General features: G+C 59.0%; 14 protein-coding genes and 1 tRNA gene. 8 read left to right on the forward strand and 7 right to left on the reverse strand.

All coding sequences use genetic code 11. The annotated features are described in order from the left end of the window. Positions 1-83: 83 nt before the first annotated feature. Entirely contained in the window at positions 84-596 is a 513-nt protein-coding gene (locus M9Q49_RS27985; protein ID WP_254512604.1) for a hypothetical protein, read from the reverse strand. Between the two features lie 15 nt (positions 597-611). Here M9Q49_RS27985 and M9Q49_RS27990 point away from each other — a divergent pair, with 15 nt between their 5' ends. Beyond that, positions 612-986 carry a hypothetical protein gene (locus M9Q49_RS27990; protein ID WP_254512605.1) on the forward strand — a complete coding sequence of 125 codons (375 nt, stop codon included), beginning with the start codon at positions 612-614 and terminating at the stop codon, positions 984-986. A gap of 171 nt (positions 987-1,157) precedes the next feature. Here the strand turns inward: M9Q49_RS27990 and M9Q49_RS27995 are convergent. Then, positions 1,158-1,231, reverse strand: a tRNA-Val gene (locus tag M9Q49_RS27995). Between the two features lie 151 nt (positions 1,232-1,382). On the opposite strand from M9Q49_RS27995, the gene M9Q49_RS28000 reads away from it, so the two are divergent. The 3 genes from M9Q49_RS28000 (at position 1,383) to larC (ending at position 4,591) form a co-directional block, all read left to right on the forward strand. Then, entirely contained in the window at positions 1,383-2,585 is a 1,203-nt protein-coding gene (locus M9Q49_RS28000) for a lysophospholipid acyltransferase family protein (protein ID WP_254512606.1), read from the forward strand. 80 nt (positions 2,586-2,665) lie between these two features. Next, positions 2,666-3,406, forward strand: a complete 741-nt coding sequence (locus tag M9Q49_RS28005) for an ATP-binding cassette domain-containing protein (RefSeq protein WP_254512607.1) — start codon at positions 2,666-2,668, stop codon at positions 3,404-3,406. Positions 3,407-3,412: 6 nt separating this feature from the next. Next, entirely contained in the window at positions 3,413-4,591 is a 1,179-nt protein-coding gene (gene larC, locus M9Q49_RS28010; RefSeq protein ID WP_254512608.1) for a nickel pincer cofactor biosynthesis protein LarC, read from the forward strand. 12 nt (positions 4,592-4,603) lie between these two features. Here the strand turns inward: larC and M9Q49_RS28015 are convergent, their stop codons facing one another. After that, complete coding sequence (locus M9Q49_RS28015; RefSeq protein ID WP_254512609.1) at positions 4,604-5,512, reverse strand: beta-propeller domain-containing protein; 909 nt, start codon at positions 5,510-5,512, stop codon at positions 4,604-4,606. Positions 5,513-5,600: 88 nt separating this feature from the next. On the opposite strand from M9Q49_RS28015, the gene M9Q49_RS28020 reads away from it, so the two are divergent. Continuing rightward, the gene (locus M9Q49_RS28020) at positions 5,601-6,362 is read left to right on the forward strand and encodes an RNA polymerase sigma factor (protein ID WP_254512610.1); all 762 of its coding nucleotides are present in this window, start codon (positions 5,601-5,603) and stop codon (positions 6,360-6,362) included. A gap of 6 nt (positions 6,363-6,368) precedes the next feature. On the opposite strand, the gene M9Q49_RS28025 is transcribed toward M9Q49_RS28020, so the two are convergent. Beyond that, on the reverse strand, positions 6,369-7,370 hold the full coding sequence (locus M9Q49_RS28025; RefSeq protein ID WP_254512611.1) for an alpha/beta hydrolase: 1,002 nt from the start codon (positions 7,368-7,370) through the stop codon (positions 6,369-6,371). A gap of 207 nt (positions 7,371-7,577) precedes the next feature. Between M9Q49_RS28025 and M9Q49_RS28030 the strand changes: the two genes are divergently transcribed. After that, on the forward strand, positions 7,578-8,804 hold the full coding sequence (locus M9Q49_RS28030) for a serine hydrolase domain-containing protein (RefSeq protein WP_254512612.1): 1,227 nt from the start codon (positions 7,578-7,580) through the stop codon (positions 8,802-8,804). A gap of 78 nt (positions 8,805-8,882) precedes the next feature. After that, positions 8,883-10,286 carry a phytoene desaturase family protein gene (locus tag M9Q49_RS28035; RefSeq protein WP_254512613.1) on the forward strand — a complete coding sequence of 468 codons (1,404 nt, stop codon included), beginning with the start codon at positions 8,883-8,885 and terminating at the stop codon, positions 10,284-10,286. Between the two features lie 6 nt (positions 10,287-10,292). Here M9Q49_RS28035 and xseB read toward each other — a convergent pair whose 3' ends face one another. Genes xseB through dapF form a run of 3 tightly spaced genes read right to left on the reverse strand, consistent with a single transcriptional unit; the run spans position 10,293 to position 12,904 of the window. After that, the gene (gene xseB, locus M9Q49_RS28040; protein WP_254512614.1) at positions 10,293-10,607 is read right to left on the reverse strand and encodes an exodeoxyribonuclease VII small subunit; all 315 of its coding nucleotides are present in this window, start codon (positions 10,605-10,607) and stop codon (positions 10,293-10,295) included. Continuing rightward, complete coding sequence (gene xseA / locus M9Q49_RS28045; protein ID WP_254512615.1) at positions 10,604-12,004, reverse strand: exodeoxyribonuclease VII large subunit; 1,401 nt, start codon at positions 12,002-12,004, stop codon at positions 10,604-10,606. The genes xseB and xseA overlap by 4 nt, the downstream gene beginning before the upstream one ends. A 60-nt stretch (positions 12,005-12,064) precedes the next feature. Beyond that, the gene (gene dapF / locus M9Q49_RS28050; protein WP_254512616.1) at positions 12,065-12,904 is read right to left on the reverse strand and encodes a diaminopimelate epimerase; all 840 of its coding nucleotides are present in this window, start codon (positions 12,902-12,904) and stop codon (positions 12,065-12,067) included. 217 nt (positions 12,905-13,121) lie between these two features. Between dapF and pepT the strand changes: the two genes are divergently transcribed. Continuing rightward, positions 13,122-14,372, forward strand: a complete 1,251-nt coding sequence (gene pepT / locus M9Q49_RS28055; RefSeq protein WP_254512617.1) for a peptidase T — start codon at positions 13,122-13,124, stop codon at positions 14,370-14,372. Positions 14,373-14,379 lie beyond the last annotated feature (7 nt).

A 14,379-nucleotide genomic window follows, 5' to 3' on the forward strand; every position in this document is an offset into this window, starting at 1 on the left:
GCGGCAACGTTCGTGCCTTCGGACTTGAACGATCCTGGCGGCAGTTCGATCCAGCACGTGGCCATCAGTTGCAGTTTCTCGCGCTACTTGGGGCCGTTGGCGCAGATTGAGACGAGGCGGCCGCCGGGCTTGGGCCATTCGAGAGCGTGCATAATGTGCTTGATGTCCATGCCCATCTTGAACGGCGGGTTCATCACCACGCGGTCGACCTGGCCAACGGTTAGCGTCAGGAAGTCGCAGCACTCCACCGCAAAGCCCTGATCAATCGGGTAGTTCGCCATCGGCAAATCAATCTCGACGCACTCGACAGCCCCACCGGCCTCTCTGGCGGCAGTTGCCAGCGCGCCCATCCCGGCCGATGGTTCGAGCACCGTCAACCCGCCGTGGATGTTCGCGATCTCGATGACCTGCTCGGCCAGCATCGGCGGTGTCGGGAACAGGTTGAACGACGAGAACACCTGTGGCCTGGCGGCATCGCCTTTAAGGCGGTCAAAGCGCTGGCGCTCCGCCCATCTCCTTGCCTGCCTGTTGTCTTCGCGCAAACCGCGCAGTTGAGAATTCTCTGCCTGCGTACAGGCAACAACGGGTATTCCCAACGCAAGTTGCTAGAAGTGATTTCGCGATTTGACGGCAAGGTCACTCAGCGGCAAATCCACCAGTTCCGCCGCTGGCTGCGCGAACCTTACAACAGCTACACGCGGATCGAACAGGCGTTGGAAGAGTTGGCGAACCTCGGCTTTGGAACGTGGGAGTTGACACCGGCAGGTTCACGAGGATCGCCAACTTTGTACTTCCGCTTATACGACGCTCGCGCGATTGGAACTGCGGCGGGGCAACCCGTTGACGTAGATGCTTCAAATTTTGACACACCGACGCGGGAGTCCGATCCCGTAGACGTAGACAGACCTGCGGTCACCGAGCAGGGGATTCAACTGGCTGAAGATCGCGACCACACGCGAAATTGGGTTAAAGCGAAGGTAGCTTAGCCAGCAAAAAGCGACCGTGGTTGTGGAATATTTCGATAGCCCGCGTTACCCGCGCGAGAATTTGGGTCCAGGCCAGAGCCCCCACACGCCGGTTTTCTCCGACGAATTCTCCGAAATAAACTCTCCGAAACGAAAAAAGCCACAACTTGCGTTGTGGCTTAGGGTTACCAATGGGCCGTGCTGGACTCGAACCAGTGACCTCAACGATGTCAACGTTGCGCTCTAACCAACTGAGCTAACGGCCCGGTCAGCATTTAAGATTAGTCCTGGGCCGCGATTCCTGCAAGACCCGGTTTTTGGCCCGCCCGCCACGAAACCGCCGCTGCTGCTCGCGAAACGAGGTGGGGATCACTAAACTTCTCCTTTCCACTTCTTCTCTCCTGCCGCTGCTCGCCCATGAATCGTCAGCCTTATCAAACCCCGCCGCGCTGGTGGGAGCCGATGATGACTCCCTGGATCGTCAAGCTTTGGCGGCCGTTCATCAACCGCGAGCTCCGCCGCGGTCAGAAGATCACCAACATCGAAGTTCAAGGAATCGAGCATCCGCAGCAAGCCTTGCGCGATGGTTGCGGCGTGATGGTGACGCCCAATCATTCGTTTCATTACGACTCGTATGTGATGATCGAAACGGCCCATCGGGTGGGCCAGCCGTTTCATTTTCTCAGCGCGTGGCAAGTCTTCGCGATGAGCAAGCCCTACGAACAACGCGTGCTGCAATGGCATGGTTGCTTCAGCATCAATCGCGAAGCAGCCGACCTGAAGGCCTTCAAGCAATCGGTCGATATCGTCGCCAACTCGCCACAGCCGCTGGTCGTCTTTCCTGAAGGGGACATCTATCACAGCAACGATCACGTCACGCCCTTTCGCGACGGCGCGGCTGCCATCGCCATGTCGGCGGCGAAGAAAGCCGATCGCAAGGTCGTGTGCATTCCGGCAGCGTTGAAGTGCTTTTATGTGAAAGACCCCAGCGACGATCTCACGAAAGTGATGACTCGGCTCGAAGAGCGGATGAACTGGAAGCCACGCACCGGCAAGCCGCTGGCCGAACGCATTCTCGCGTACGCCGATGGCTTGCTCGCGCTGAAGGAAATCGAATACATCGGCAAGCAGCAGAACGGCAGCATCCCGGAGCGGATTCAAAATCTCGCGAATCATGTGCTGAGCAAGCACGAGCAGACCTACGAAGTGAAGAGCAACGGCGCGATCGTGCCGGAACGAGTAAAAGAAGTTCGCCGGGCCGTGATCAAACTGCTCGAGCAAGAGAAGATCACCGAGGAAGCCCGCCGACCGCTCGTCGATGCGATGGAAGACATGTTCTTCGTCGTGCAACTCTACAGCTATCCGGGCAACTATCTTCACGAAAATCCGCCGCTCGAACGGATCGCCGAAACCCTCGATAAGTTCGAAGAAGACGTCCTCGGCCAGGCGTTCCCCGGCATCCGCGGCGAACGCCGCGCCATCGTCCGCTTCGGCCCGCCGATCGAGATTCCGAAAGAACGCGGCGCTCGCGACGCAGTGCAGCAGTTGACCGATCAGCTGGAAAAGTCGGTGCAGGGGCTGCTTGATGGAATTAATCGGGAGAGGGGAGGAAAGTTTTGAGTTTTGAGTTTTGAGACAGGATTGAGAATCGATCTCCTGTCTCAGAACTCAGAACCTCTCAACTCAAAACTACGTCACACATGATTGAACTCAAAAACGTCTCCAAATCCTTCGGTGCTCTCCAAGTCCTACAACCGACATCGCTCGTGGTCACGCCGGGGCGCTGCACCGTGTTGATCGGGCCGAGCGGTTGCGGCAAGAGCACGTTGCTGCGCCTGATGATCGGTCTGCTGGAGCCCGACACCGGCGAAGTGCTGTTCGATGGCGAGCGAATCACGGCGGCAAACATTCTGGAATGTCGGCGGCGGATGGGTTACGTCATTCAAGATGGCGGGCTCTTTCCACATCTCACGGCCCGCGACAATACCAGCCTGCTCGCCCGGCACTTGGGCTGGAGCCGCAAAGAAGCCGATAAAAAGGTCGACGAACTAGCCGACCTGACGCGTTTGCCGAAGATCGCGCTCGACAAGTTTCCGGCGCAACTTTCCGGCGGCCAGCGACAGCGCGTGGGGATAATGCGAGGACTGATGCTCGACCCGAATGTGGTCCTGCTCGATGAGCCGATGGGTGCGCTCGACCCGCTCGTGCGTTACGATTTGCAGGAAGACCTCCGCGGCATTTTCAAATCACTCAACAAGACCGTCGTCCTCGTCACGCACGACATGGGCGAAGCCGGTTTCTTTGGCGACGATGTGATCCTGCTCGGCGGCGGTCGCATTGTGCAACGCGGCACGCTCGACGATCTCATTCGCCGACCTGCCGATGAGTTCGTCGCCAAGTTTGTTCGCTCGCAGCGCCTTCCCGAGACCACAGCTAACTAATCCACCATGAAAATTGCTTACTTCGATTGTCCCAGCGGTATCAGCGGCGACATGATGCTCGGCGCCCTCGTCGATTGCGGCGTCGATCTCGCCGCCATCCAAGCCGGCGTCGACTCCCTCGGCTTTACACAAATCAACTTCTCCGCGACCGAGGTCAAGCGGAAGGGATTTCGCGGCCAGAAGGTCAGCATCGACCATCCCAAGGAACAAGCCCACCGCCATCTGCATCACATTGTCGACAAGATCGAAGCGAGCACGGTCCTCACACCGGCGCAAAAAGATCTCGCGACGCGCATTTTCACCTGCGTGGGTGTCGCCGAAGCCCGCGTGCATGGCAGCACGTTGCGCAAGGTTCACTTTCACGAAGTGGGCGCGGTCGATTCGATCGCCGACATCGTCGGCAGCGCGATCGGCTTGTCGCTGCTCGGCGTCGATCGCATCGTTTGCTCGCCCATTCCCGTTGGCACCGGCTTTATCGAAATCGAGCATGGCCGAGTGAGCGTTCCGGCGCCTGCTGTTGCCGAAATTCTCAAGGGTATTCCGATTTCGCCGTCGGCAGTGCCGTTTGAATTGACCACGCCGACGGGGGCTGCAATTGTCGCGACCGTTGCCGATGAATTCGGGCCGCTGCCGGCCATGAAGATCCGTTCGATCGGCCTCGGCGCCGGCGATCGCGATCTGAAGGAACAGCCGAACCTGCTGCGACTCATCGTCGGCGAAGTCGATGAGCATCTTCTCAGCGATCAGGTGTGGGTGCTGGAGACCAACCTCGACGACATCAGCGGCGAAGTGATTGGCCATACCACGACGAAGCTGCTGGAAGCGGGTGCGCTCGATGTCTACACCACCGCGATTCAAATGAAAAAGAACCGCCCGGGCACGCTCGTGACGGTTCTCTGCTCGCCAGAGTTAATCGCCAAGAGCGAAAAGATTCTCTTCAAAGAAACCGGCACCCTCGGCATCCGCCGCTGGCCCGCGAGCCGCCATAAGCTCGAGCGGCGAGCCCACAACATCATCACGCCCTGGGGCGAAATCCAAGGCAAACTCGCGGTCCTTAGCGACGGCAGTTTGAGCTTCTCGCCGGAGTTTGAGAGCTGCAAAAAGATCGCCGCCGAGAAGAACGTGCCGTTGAAGGACGTTTACGATCTCGCCCTGCGAACTTGGGGTGAGGCCAGTCCTTCGTAACGTCCGAAAAACTTACTTCAGCGGCTTCCCTTCAATGGGCTTGCCGTTGGTAGTGAGGACTTGCAGTTCGTGCGCGCGGAATGGGCCTTCGTATTGCCAGACGATTTTCTTCTCGGGCGAGACTTCGAAGACTTTGATCCCCTTCGTCGCGGCGTAGCTGGCGATCATCGTGTTGCCGTTCGGCAGGCGATGCGCGCCGCATGGATCGGCAAACGGTTTCAGCTCGGGGAAGTCTTCGTTGCTGATCTTCCACACCACTTTGCCCGCCGAGTCGAACTCGACGACGCGGTTGCTGTGCGTGAGCGTGACCAGCGTGTTGCCGCTAGCGAGGCGGATGGCGGTGAAGGGCCAGGTCTCGGCTTTGCGACCGCCCAGTTCATCGAAATCGGTGGCGATCTGCGACACGACTTTGCCGTCGGGTGAATATTCTTTCACTTTGAAGGCGAGCAGATGCGGCACCAGGTAGTTGCCGCCGGCGAGTTTGCGGGCCATGCGAGTTTGCATGTGAGCGTTGTCGGTTTCGGGCTGCAGCGGAAACTCGACCGCGATCTTTCCCTCCGCCGTCACTTCCAACAGTCGCGGCTTGGGGCCGAGCTCGGTCAGCAACGTGTTGCCGTTCTCGAGTCGCTCGAGTGTGCCGATCTCGCGGTTCTCGGGCGAGAGCTTGTATTCCCACACGACCTTCTTATCGCGCGTGAATTCCTTGGCTTCGCTGCTCCAGGCAATCAGCACATTGCCGCTCGGCAACACAAAGCCATCACGGGCGCCGTTCTTCCCCGAGTTCCAGATCTCCTTTCCCTCTTCATCGATGATGCCGGTGAAATTCGGCCCGGCAATAAAGAGCGAATGGCGAATCGGCTCTTGAGCGATCAGAGGAGCACAGCACGCGAGACAAACAATCAGCCAGGCAATCCGCGACATAAACGCATCTCCAGGGGTGAAATCCGCAGCACATGATAGTTGCCGCCGCGCGAGGAATCGAGATGACGCAAAACGAGATGACGCAGCGATGCAGCGACGTACAATGGAAGCCATGAGCAGCAGCGCGTCTTCTTCGAATCCACCGGCTTCATTTGCCACGACGCACTGGAGCATCGTGCTCGAAGCGGGCCAAGGCAAAGATGCCGACGGTGCGATCGCGCTCGCCGAGCTCTGCCGCAAATACTGGTTGCCGCTCTATGCCTATGTTCGTCGTCGTGTGCCCGATGCCAACGAAGCCCAGGATCTGACACAGGAATTCTTCGCGCGGCTGCTCGAGAAAGAATTGCTCGCCCAAGCCGCTCCCGAGCGAGGCCGCTTTCGCAGCTTTCTGCTGACGGCGATGCAGAACTTTCTGACGAACGAATGGCGGAAAGCGCACGCCAGTAAACGGGGTGGCGGCCAACGAACTCTCTCACTCGATTTCACGGCCGGCGATTCGAAACTGAACTTCGAGCCAGGTCACGACTGGACGGCCGAGCGAATCTTCGAGCGCAATTGGTGCATCACGCTCCTCGACCATGTTCTCACGCAACTGCGCGATGAATTTACTGCGTCGGGAAAAGCTGAGCTCTTCACCGCCCTCCGGCCATTCATCAGCAGCAATCGGCAGGAAGGTTCATTCGCCGCGCTGGCAGAACAGCTCAACATGACCGAAGGGGCCGTGAAAGTCGCGGCCCATCGCTTGCGCAAGCGCTATCGCGAATTGCTTCGTGCCGAACTGGCCCAAACCGTCGCCGACCCAGCCGATGTCGACGACGAGATTGCCTGGTTATTCAGCGCGCTTGCGTAAGAGCAACTATTTATCCTTCAGCTTGGCGATCAAAAACTTCGTCACGTTGCCGTACTTCGTATCCTTTTTCGACGGATACGACACCACGCATTCCACGCCCGTCGGTTCCATTCGCTCGGCGAGCTTTACACCGTAGAGGGCCGAGTGCGTCGGGTCATCCTGCTTTTCGCCAATCACCGGCGGCTTGGCTCCGCCAAATTCCATGTAGATCGGCGGATCGTTTTTGTCGACGAGTTCGATCGGCGAGTATTCCTTGATCCACGGCAGCACCTTTTCGCGATTTTCTATCAGCAGGTCAAACTCTTCAGGCCGCTTCCGATCTTTCGCTGCAAAACCAAACGCATGCCCGCCGTAGATGGCGTTGGGCATCCACTCGCGGAGCTCCTTGGGATCGAGCGAAGTCTGCGCGCCGGTCACGGCGGCGACTTGCAACTTGGTCGATTGCTGCGCGATCGGATCGCTGCTCTTGGGATCGGCCAGATCGTCGTGCAGCGCGAGCCACAGCGAGGTACACGCGCCCGCTGAACCGCCAGTCGCGCCGACCTTCTTCACGTCGATATTCCACTCCTTGGCCTTCGAGCGGATCGTTTGCAGCGCGCGGGCCGCATCGTGCAGCGGCGCCTTCACCGGCGGCACGACCTTTTGTTCCATGGCTTGATTGATGAAGCGATAGTTGAGCGCGGCGACGGAAATCCCTTCGTCGAGAAACGGCTTGATCGTGGTCGTGCCGTAGCCCGTCTTGTCGCCGTTCTGCCAACCGCCGCCGTGAATCAGCAGCACGAGAGGCGTGGGGCGATCGGACTTGGCTTGCCAGAAATCAAAGACCTGCCGTTCGCTCTCGGTGCCATATTTGAAGTTAGCCACGGTTGGATCGAGGCGCGGCGGCGGGGCTTTCTTCTCGGCCGGTTTGGCTTCGGTTTTCTTCGGTTCGGGCTTGGCCTCCTGGGCGGAAGCGAGCGAGCAAAATGCCAACAAGCAAACCAGGGTGGGCCAGATACGCATGAGCATCGCGAGAACTCCAAAGCGAGGGTGAGGCGGGAGCCCGTTAGTCTCGGCACGCGCGGCAGAGAAGTCAATCGACGGGATTGCGGCGAGTTTTTTTCAGTAGCTGAATTCGCCAGAATTCAGAGTTCTGCGTTGGCCGTCACCATCTGAATTCTGGCGAATTCAGCTACATTGTTTTCGATCTGAGATTTTTCTATCGAGGGAACAACGATGGCTCTTCGACATACCGGCTCGCTCGCGCTGCTCCTTTTTGTTGCTCTCGTCAACTTCACCAGCGCGCAATCGCCTATGTCATTGCCGGTGGTTGCGCCGGCGGAACTGGGTTTCGACACCGACAAGCTGATCGCCATTGACGGCATTGTGGCGAAGGGAATCGAAGACAAAAAAATGCCGGGCTGCGTGGTCGCCTTCGGCAGAAAAAACAAATTGGCCTGGCTCAAAGCATATGGCAACAAGCGAGTTGAATGGGAAGGTGAACCCGCGGCTGCGATGACCGTCGATACGGTGTTCGACCTGGCTTCGCTCACCAAGCCGATTGCGACGGCGACGAGCGTAATGCATTTCTTTCAGAAGAATCCGCGCGACATTCAAAAGACGGTCGGCTCGTTTCTGCCGGAGTTCAACGAGACCGGCGATGAAAAAATGAATGAGCAAAAGCGAAAGCTCACCGTCGAGAACTTACTGACGCACTGCACGGGCCTGATCGCCGATAATCCGATCGGCGACTATCAGCAGGGCGTCGACGAATCGCGCCGGCGGTTGCTCGCGCTCAAGCTGACGAATGAAAAGAAGTTCTTGTATAGCGACGTCAACTTCCTGGTGCTTGGCTTGTTGTTGGAGAAGGTGAGCGGGCAAAACGTACATGAGTATTCGCAGCAGCACATTTTTAAGCCGCTGGGCATGCAGGAGACGACGTACATCCCTGGCGACGAGCTGAAGAAGCGCTGCGCACCGACAGAGCGTCGTGATGGCAATTGGATGCAAGGAGAAGTGCACGACCCGCGGGCTTACAAGCTGAACGGCATTGCGGGGCACGCCGGGCTCTTTTCTACGGCCAGCGATTTGTCGCGCTATGCTGCGGCGATGCTGAACGAGGGTGAGTACGAAGGCCAACGCTTTCTCAACGACAGTGCCTGGAAAATGATGACCACGCCGATCGCGTTGCCCGGCGTGCGGAACGATGGCTCGGCGTACGAAGCCTGGCGGGCACAGGGCTGGGACTCGAACACGGGCTTTTCGACCAACGGTGGCAAGGGCCGGTCGAAAAAAGCCTTTGGTCACGGCGGGTTTACGGGCACGGTGATCTGGATCGATCCCGAGCAGGATTGGTTCTTCATTTTCCTCAGTAACCGCGTGCATCCCAATGGTAAGGGGCTGGTGAATCCGCTCGCGGGCGAGATCGCCACGGTGATCAGCGCCGCGGCCACTAGGAAGTGAGCGACCGGCCATGCCCAAGTGGCGCTGGGTGGGTAGAATAGGTGGATTGCTCCGCCCCGTCCTTTCTCCATTCCGCCGATGACCAACTACGATACTCTGATCATCGGCGCGGGCATGTCGGGGTTGGCCGCGGGCATTCGGCTGGCGTATTACGACCAGAAGGTTTGCATCTGCGAGCGGCACAACACCATCGGCGGACTGAATTCGTTCTATCGCCTGCGCGGGCGCGACTTCGACGTCGGCTTGCATGCGGTGACCAACTTCACGCCGAAGGGGGCGAAGAAAGGGCCGCTGGCGATTTTGCTGCGGCAGCTGCGAATGGCTTGGGAAGACATGGCCCTCGCGCCGCAGATCGGTTCCGCCGTGGCGTTTCCCGGCATCGAGCTGCGGTTCAATAACGACCCGAAGTATTTTCAAAGCGAAGTCGAACGGCTGTTCCCGCAGCAGAAAGATAATTTTCAGCGGCTGCTCGACAAGATCGCCGGCTACGACGATCTGAATGCCGAGATGTTCACGATCTCGACGCGGCAAGTCTTGAACGAAACGATCAGCGATCCGCTGCTGATCGAAATGCTCCTCTGCCCGCTGATGTGGTACGGCAACGCCCGCGAAGAGGACATGGACTGGGGCCAGTTCAGCATCATGTTTCGGGCAATTTTTCTGGAAGGGATGGCCCGGCCGTTTCGCGGCGTGCGGCTGATCCTGAAAAACCTGGTGCGGAAATTTCGCGAGCTCGGCGGCGAACTGAAACTTCGCAGCGGCATTTCGAAAATTCACGTCGATGGCCAGCGCGCTGCGGGCGTAGTGCTCGACAACGGTCAGGAGCTAACGGCGAATGTGATTTTATCGTCGGCTGGCGTCGTGGAAACTTTGCGACTGTGCGATGACCTGTCGCAAGCCGAGCCGGCGCGGGCGGGTGAATTGTCGTTTGTCGAAACGGTCTCGGTCCTCGATCGGCCGCCGCAAGCGATGGGCTATGACCGGACGATTGTGTTCTACAACGACTCGCCAAAGTTCGATTGGCAACGCCCACGCGATCGGTTGATCGATGCGCGAACGGGCGTGATCTGTTCGCCGAACAATTTCCGCTACGCGCCCGATGAAGGGGAGCTGCCAGACAACATGATCCGGATTACCGCGCTCGCCGATTTCGATCTGTGGGCCAACTTGTCGCCGGAAAAATACACGCTCGAGAAGCTCCGCGGCTACGACCAGGTCGTGGCTTCGGCAGTGCGGTTCATTCCCGATTTTCGGCATTACGTCGTCGACACCGACATGTTCACGCCGACGACCATCCGCCGCTTCACTTGGCACGACAACGGCGCGGTGTATGGCGCGCCCGAGAAGCGACTCGATGGCGAGACGCACCTGAAGAATCTATTTCTTTGCGGCACCGATCAGGGCTACGTCGGCATCATCGGCTCGATCATCAGCGGCATTTCCATGGCGAATCGGCATTGCTTGCAAGCTGGTCCGAGCTAATCGTATTCAAGACCGCGGTGCTCGCTTGCGATTGCGCGTCGCAGTTTTCTCTTCCAGATTGCCGGCGTCGGAATCAAACGACTCCGTTGTCGCCTGGCCGTCCTCGTCGACATTTGTCAGCAGTTCGATTTTCTGCTCGGCAGCGTCGAGCAGCTGGTAGCAGCGCTGCAAATGTTGAATGCCCTGTTCGTAAAGTTGCAACGAAGCGCCGAGCCCCTGCTGGCCGTCTTCCAGACCACGGACGACTTTTTCGAGCGAGGTGAGCGATTGCTCGAAGGTGATCTCTTCGGCGTTGTCCTGTGTAGCTTGCGCTTGTGTCATTTTTTCTTCTCCGGTTTGACTTGTTCGACGCGGCTCGTGACTTCGCCACTGCTGAGTCGGGTGCGGATGGTATCGCCAACGGCCAAGTCAGACGCAGAGCGCACGAGCGAATCATCACTCTTTTGCGTCACGCTGTAACCGCGCGAAAGAACTTGCAACGGGCTGAGCGCTTCGAGCTGCGCGGCGATGGCGACCAGTGCATCGCGGCTCCGCTGCGCGCGGCGGCGAATTGCGTGGTCCATGGTTTGCGAAAGTTCGTCGAGCCGACGCGCTCGGTCGTGAATGCGATCGAGCGGATGGGTCAGTACTCGACGGCTGGCGAGGAGTTCCAATTGTCGCCGGGCGGAATTGAGTTGCCCTTGCAGCGACATCTTCATCCGCCGGCCGATGGTCGCGAGTTGCATTCGCAGATCTTCCGCCGAAGGAACGATTCGTTCGGCTGCCTCGGTCGGCGTAAGTGCCCGCACATCAGCCACCAGATCGGCGAGCGTCACGTCAACTTCATGCCCGACCGCAGAAACAACCGGCACGAGCGAGGCGAAGATCGCGCGCACGACGGGCTCTTCGTTGAAGCACCACAGATCCTCAATGCTGCCACCGCCGCGACCGACCACGAGCACATCGAGCGCCGGCTGCAACTGATTCGCGAGCTGAATGCCGCGAACGACATCTGCGGCTGCACCGGGGCCTTGCACTTTGGCTGGAATGACCAGCACATGCACGTTCGGCCAACGACGGCGGATGACTTGTAGAAAGTCGTGAATCGCGGCGCCACTCGGACTCGTGACAAATCCGATCCGCTGCGGAAACCGCGGCAACGAGCGCTTGCGCCCTGGATGAAACAGTCCTTCTTTCGCGAGCCGTTCTTGCAATTGCTTGAACGCGAGTTGCAGTGCGCCGATCCCTTGCGGTTCGATGCGCTGCACGATGAGTTGATACGTGCCGCGGGGCGGATAGACATCGAGATCGCCGTGAACGATCACTTTCTGCCCTTCCTCCAGTTCAAACTTCAGCCGCTGGGCCGAAGTCTTCCAGAGGATGCATTTGATCTGCGACGTTTCGTCCTTCAGCGTGAAATAGATGTGACCCGAATGAGGCCGCGAGACTTCCGAGATTTCACCACTCACGCCGATGCCGGCGAAGGTGTTTTGCAGCGTGCTCTGTATCGAGTTCGTGAGCTGCGAGACGGTGAGAACTTTGGGCTTCGGCTCAACCGGTTTGGGCAGCGGTGGCGGCGGAGCTGCGATTGGTTCCGGTGTGGGCGTTTTCTCTGCCGGTTTGCGTGCAGCAGTTTTGGGCGCAGCCGATTTCTCCCTCGCTAACGCTACGGGCTTCCTCGGCGGCTGTGCCGCTGGTTCCGCCGATTCGTCATCGCCAAATAGCCAGCCCTTTGCCATCGCAATCCTTTACTCAACTTCGCTCCGTCGCTCCCTCGCTCTCTATCTCCCTCTCGGCATTTACTCCGGCCAATCGCCCGAGAAGACTTCCACCGCAGCGCCGGTCTTGTAGACACAGCCGTCGGCTTCACTCCATTCGAGTTCGAGATCGCCGCCAAGTAGATGGTTGACGATCTTCCGCTCCGTGCGACCGGTCAGCACGCCCGCGACACAAACGGCGCTCGCGCCGGTGCCGCAAGCCAATGTTTCGCCGCTGCCGCGCTCCCAGGTGCGCTGGCGAACTTCGGTTCGGCTGAGGACTTCGACGAACTCGACATTCACCCGCTTGGGAAACATCGGCGAGTTTTCGAAATACTTGCCCAAGCCGAGAACGAGAGCATCGGTGGCTTCGGGGACGAAGACGATGCAGTGCGGGTTGCCCATCGAGACCGCAGTGACCTCGAATGTCTTGCCTTCGACTTCGAGTTTCACATTGGTCGGCGGCGTGCCGACGAGCTTGGTCGGAATTTTTTCCGCTTCCAAAATCGGCTTGCCCATATTCACGCGCACGCGCTCAGCCTTCCCATTCTTCACTTCCAGATCGACGGTGAGAATGCCGTTGCCGGTTTGCAAGCGCAGCCGCGGATCGCGCTTGATGCCGTGGTCGTAAACGTACTTCGCCACGCAACGCAGGCCGTTGCCGCACATCTCCGATTCGCTGCCGTCGGCATTGAACATCCGCATGCGGGCATCGGCGCCTTGATCGCTCGGGCAGATCAAAATCAGCCCGTCGCCGCCGACGCCAAAGTGCCGGTCGGCAATCCGCACCGCCAGCGAAGCCGGATCCTTGGGCACCGGCACGTCGAAACAATTGACGTAAACATAGTCGTTGCCGATGCCGTGCATTTTGGTGAATTTCATTGGGTCTCGCCTGTGGTGGTGGGATTTTGCATTTTACTAGCTGCGGGCGATTTGCAGAATGGCGGGCGTGTGCACGATGAGGAGGCGGGGAGATTGGGCGATGGGGAGACCAATTCGAAATCAGTTGCCCCACCTCCCGATCGCCCCATCTCCCTACCTGGCAACAACGTTAAACTGAAGTCATCCAAAACTAAGCCAACTCGCAGCGTACACATCCATGATCAACCCCGAACGCCTCCTCGCCCGTTTTCTCAGCTACGTGCAACTCGACACTACCGCCGGCGAACCTGGCGGCGTGTATCCGAGCTCGCCAGGCCAACTGCTGCTCGGCAAAATCCTCGCCGATGAACTTCGCGCCATGGGCGCTGCCGATGTCGAGTTCACTGACAAAGGCTTGGTTTATGCCACCGTGCCGAGCACGCTCGATGCTGCCGCGACGAAGAGTGCGCCGGTGGTGACTTTCAATGCCCACGTCGATACTTCGCCCGAGACAACCGGCAAGGACGTGAAGCCGCAGGTCATTCGTAACTACGTCGGCGGCGACATCGTGCTGCCGAAAGATACGAGCCGCGTGATTCGCGTGGCACAGAATCCCGAGCTCGCTGGTCTCAAGGGAAAAACGCTCGTCACGACCGACGGCACGACGTTGCTCGGTGCTGATGACAAGTCCGGCATCGCCGTGATCATGGAAATGGCGCAGCATCTGATCGAACAACCGGAGCTAAAGCATGGCCCGGTCCGGATTCTCTTCACTTGCGATGAAGAAATCGGCCATGGCATCGATCATGTCGATTTGAAAAAACTCGGCGCCACGGTTTGTTACACGCTCGACGGCGCCGGGGCTGGCGAAGTCGACGTCGAAACGTTTTCCGCCGATCTCGCCACGGTGAAGATCACCGGCATCAACATTCATCCGTCGATTGCCAAGGACCGCATGGTGAACTCACTGCGGGCCCTCGGCACTTTTCTCGATCGCTTGCCGCGGGCCGGGCATTCGCCGGAAACGACCGACGGCCGCAGCGGCTTTTTGCATCCCTACGATCTGCACGGCGGAGTCGCTGAATCTACAGTGCGCGTGCTGCTGCGCGACTTCGATACGGCGGGCCTCGGCGTGAAGGCCGAGTTGCTGAAGAAGCTCGGCAAAGAGGTCGAGGCAGAACATCCGGGCTGCAAAGTGGATGTTCAAATCAAGAAGCAATATCGCAATCTCGGCGATGGCCTGGCGAAAGAACCGCGGGCCGCTGCGTACGCAGTGGAAGCTCATCGCCGCCTGGGCCGCGAAGCCAAACTGACGATCATCCGCGGCGGCACCGACGGCTCGCAGTTGACCGAGCGCGGCCTGCCGACGCCGAATCTTTCGACCGGCGAACACAATCCGCACTCGCCGCTCGAATGGACCTGCCTGGAAGAGATGGTCGCTGCCACGGAAGTTTGCACCGAACTCGTGCAAGTTTGGGCGAAGGGCTAATTTCGGC

The organism is Anatilimnocola floriformis (assembly GCF_024256385.1).
Taxonomy (GTDB): Bacteria; Planctomycetota; Planctomycetia; order Pirellulales; family Pirellulaceae; genus Anatilimnocola; species Anatilimnocola floriformis.

Bases quoted from the DNA above. Each gene is read 5' to 3' on its own strand.
- M9Q49_RS28000 (WP_254512606.1), top strand. From the start codon at position 1,383: ATGAATCGTCAGCCTTATCAAACCCCGCCGCGCTGGTGGGAGCCGATG.
- M9Q49_RS28005 (WP_254512607.1), top strand. From the start codon at position 2,666: ATGATTGAACTCAAAAACGTCTCCAAATCCTTCGGTGCTCTCCAAGTC.
- larC (WP_254512608.1), top strand. From the start codon at position 3,413: ATGAAAATTGCTTACTTCGATTGTCCCAGCGGTATCAGCGGCGACATG.
- M9Q49_RS28015 (WP_254512609.1), bottom strand. From the start codon at position 5,512: ATGTCGCGGATTGCCTGGCTGATTGTTTGTCTCGCGTGCTGTGCTCCT.
- M9Q49_RS28020 (WP_254512610.1), top strand. From the start codon at position 5,601: ATGCAGCGACGTACAATGGAAGCCATGAGCAGCAGCGCGTCTTCTTCG.
- M9Q49_RS28025 (WP_254512611.1), bottom strand. From the start codon at position 7,370: ATGCTCATGCGTATCTGGCCCACCCTGGTTTGCTTGTTGGCATTTTGC.
- M9Q49_RS28030 (WP_254512612.1), top strand. From the start codon at position 7,578: ATGGCTCTTCGACATACCGGCTCGCTCGCGCTGCTCCTTTTTGTTGCT.
- M9Q49_RS28035 (WP_254512613.1), top strand. From the start codon at position 8,883: ATGACCAACTACGATACTCTGATCATCGGCGCGGGCATGTCGGGGTTG.
- xseB (WP_254512614.1), bottom strand. From the start codon at position 10,607: ATGACACAAGCGCAAGCTACACAGGACAACGCCGAAGAGATCACCTTC.
- xseA (WP_254512615.1), bottom strand. From the start codon at position 12,004: ATGGCAAAGGGCTGGCTATTTGGCGATGACGAATCGGCGGAACCAGCG.
- dapF (WP_254512616.1), bottom strand. From the start codon at position 12,904: ATGAAATTCACCAAAATGCACGGCATCGGCAACGACTATGTTTACGTC.
- pepT (WP_254512617.1), top strand. From the start codon at position 13,122: ATGATCAACCCCGAACGCCTCCTCGCCCGTTTTCTCAGCTACGTGCAA.